3 protein-coding genes and 1 pseudogene are annotated in these 3,201 nt (G+C 66.0%); all 4 read right to left on the reverse strand.

All coding sequences use genetic code 11. The features are described from left to right. Positions 1-810: NAD-dependent epimerase/dehydratase family protein (locus AC1D12_RS29055; protein ID WP_477844619.1), on the reverse strand; the 810-nt coding region annotated here is incomplete at its 3' end. Between the two features lie 30 nt (positions 811-840). Continuing rightward, positions 841-1,596, reverse strand: a complete 756-nt coding sequence (locus AC1D12_RS29060) for a glycosyltransferase family 2 protein (protein WP_477844621.1) — start codon at positions 1,594-1,596, stop codon at positions 841-843. After that, a complete protein-coding gene (locus AC1D12_RS29065) occupies positions 1,589-2,821 on the reverse strand; it encodes a hypothetical protein (protein ID WP_477844623.1) in 1,233 nt (410 codons plus the stop codon). The genes AC1D12_RS29060 and AC1D12_RS29065 overlap by 8 nt, the downstream gene beginning before the upstream one ends. Before the next feature lie 21 nt (positions 2,822-2,842). Then, positions 2,843-3,201, reverse strand: a pseudogene (locus AC1D12_RS29070) (glycosyl transferase); the annotation flags it as partial.

The raw sequence follows: 3,201 nt of genomic DNA on the forward strand, positions 1-3,201 counted from the left end.
GGCCTCGATCGAACGATGCAGTGCGTGCACCACGTCGTCGACGTGCACGAAGTCGCGCGACTCGTGGCCGTCTTCGTAGATCGGGATGTCCAGGCCCTGGCGGATGCGGTTGAAGAAGATGGAGATGATGCCGGTGTACGGATTGCGCAGAGACTGGCCTTCGCCGTAGACGTTCTGGAAGCGCAGGATCGTGGTCTTCAGGCCGACGGACAGCGAGGCGGTGCGCACGAGCATCTCCTGCGCCATCTTGGTGGCCGCGTACACCGAGCCGGGGGCCGGCGGCAGCGTCTCCGGCGTGGGGATCGCGTGCAGCGCGCGGCCTGCATCGTCGGTGAGTTCCCAGCGCGCCTGGGCGAGTTGCTCCTTGCCGCGCGTCTCGGGCTGCAGCACGACGCCGGGCTGCGCATCGCTGCGGTAGGCCCCTTCGCCGTAGATGCTGCGGCTGGAAGCCAGCACCAGGCGCGTCGGCCGGCGCGTGCACTTGGCGATGGCCTCGAACAGGGCTGCCGTCCCCAGCTCGTTCACGCCGACGTAGTGGCGGATCTGGTACATCGACTGCGCGGTACCGGTTTCGGCGGCGAGGTGGTAGACGCTGTCCACGCCTTCCAGCAGCTGTGCATTCTCGGCAATGTCGCGCACGTCGAGACGGACGAAGCGGGCGCCGTCCGGGACCTGCACGTTGGGCAGGTCGCCGTGGATCTGCGTCGACAGCGGGTCGAGCAGCGTGACGTCATGGCCCGCGGACAGCAGCCGGCGCGCGAGGGTGGTGCCGATGAAGCCGAGGCCGCCGGTGATGAGGATCTTTTGCATGGGTCGTGGTCGTGTGGGTTGGCTCGCAGGTCAGAGCTTGTCGCGCGGCATGAAGCGCTTCTCGGGCGCCCCGAGCAGCAGGTCGATCAGGAGCTGCTTTGCCCGGACCAGCCAGCCCCAGGGTTTGCCGTAGGCGGCGGCGACGATGGCGGGAAAATCCTTGCGGAACACCAGGTCGGGGCGCACCGAGGAGATGCCGCCGGCGGAGAAGTACGCGACCATCTCCTGCGACACCCCGAAGCGCAGCGCGTGGTCGGAGACGATGTCGATGTTCAGCTTGTGGTCCGCCTGCATCCGGTAGCGCACGTCGTAGCGGTGCTCGAGCAGGTGGGTGCGGCGGTAGAAGATGCCCTGGTGGCACCAGTTGGCGAAGATGAGCGCGGTGCGCCGCGTCGATGGGCGCTGCACGCCGGTGGCCTGCATGTAGCAGGTCGCGGCGTAGAGGTGGTAGGGCTGGGCCGCCGCCGCGAGGTGGGCGATGGCGCCGTCCATGCCCGGCAGCGCGATGTCGTCGATGCCGAAGAAGAGCAGGTAGGTGCCCTCGGCCGCGCCTATGCCGGCGTTGTAGGCGGCATAGACGCCTTCGGCCGGGACCTGCAGGCGCTTCACGTCGGCGAAGGCGGCGAGGGCGGCCGGTTCGAGCTTCGCCGGCTCGCCGCTCTCCACGAGGACGAGCTGGATGCGGTGCGCGTGGGCCAGGGCGGAGAAGGACGCCAGGCACAGCGCGAAGGGCGCCGCCGGCGGATCCTTGGCCGCGATGACGAGGGAGAGGAGGTACTTATCCAAGTTGGCGCCTGGTGGTGGCTCCGTAGAGCGGGATGGTGGTGAGCAGCAGCAGGACGTAGATGGTGATGTCCTGCATGATCAGGTTGAAGTCCTGGGACGCGCCAGCGAGGGACACCAGGAAGAACGGGTAGAAGATGGCCAGGTGCGTGGGGCGTGGCAGTGCGCGCCGGAACACCGCGAGCAGCAGGCCGAGGTAGGCCAGAACCACGATGGCGCAAAGCAGGATGCGCTGGTCGGGGAAATTGCACAGCGCATAGGCTGACAGCCGCGCGTTCGGGCCGGTGAAGGGGTTGACGCCGACGGCTTCGATCATCAGTGCGAAGCCGAACAAGGTGTCGATGTTGTTGGCCGAAGGGTCGCCAGCAAGACGGGCCCAGCCGCGGTGCATGCTGGCGAAGGTTGACACGTTCTCGCAGGCTGCCGTCGGCTTCTCGACGAAATRGGTCAGGATCGTGGCCTCGCCGAAGAGGAAGAACCGGTCCGACACGTCGCCGGCTGATACGTCCAGTCGTGTCAGGGCCAGCACGACCATCCCCCCTACGAACACCGACAGTTTCAGCTTGTCATTGGCGCGGATCCGCATCCGCGGCGCGATGGACAAGTCCCGCAGTGCCAGGAAGGCGGTGAACAGGCTGAATGCGAAGGATGCCTTCGATCCCGTCAGGACGTTGCCGGCGACCGTGGTGACCAGCAGCACATAGCCCAGCCGACGCCGTCTCGGATTCAGCAGCAGGATGAACACGCCCAGGTACGACATTGGGGTGGCCAGCTGGATGAAYGGCTTCACCAAGGAGAACCAAGCGCCGGTCATGTACTCGATGCGCGAACCGCCGTCGGTGGGGGTGGCCAGGAAGTTGAAGATGGCGATCAGCACGATGAACCCGACGAACGCCCCTACAGCCGGACCGTCGAAGAATCTGTTCAGTGCGGCGAGGATCTGGGCTCGGTGTCGCAGCAGGCGGGCGTAGACCGCATACGTTGCAGCCAGGAATGCAAACTCGACAGCGAAAAAGTGGACTCCGCGTTCGGGTGCGACAGCCTCCGTGCTCAATCCTGCGATGACGGTCGATGCGTTGAAGAACAGCGTGACCTGAGCAAACAGCAGGCCGTTCAGCAGCTTCACCCCGAAGAGCTTGGGCATGACGACGATGGCCACGACCGTGATTGCCAGGAGCGTCCAGGCAAACGGGGTGTCGAAGACGATCAGCTCGAGCAGGTCTTTCATGGCGTGAAATCGGCCTCGCGGTCACTTGCGCAGCAGGTCACCCTGGTTCAGCAGGGATGAGTAGTGCGCCAGGTAGCGCATGAGGTTGAAGTAGCGGTCAGGCCCCAGCAGCCGCAAGGCCCACCGGAACGCGCTGGTGATGATGCGCTGCTGCCGGGAGTAATCCGCCTGTACCTTGAAGTTGGCATGCGTGGTCGTGACCGGACGCGCCGAGATCAGCCCACAGTCACGGGCGAAGGCGTGGACGGGTCCTTTCGCATCGAACGGGTTCACGGTGGCCGTCAGGTCGGAGCGGGCGCTGACCGCGTAGAAGCGGCGCAGTGCCGGTGACACCGTGTCGCCGTTGTCGAACTGGCCATACGTGTAGCGCGGATCGGCGA

It is taken from the genome of Rhizobacter sp. P1_G5, assembly GCF_056405435.1.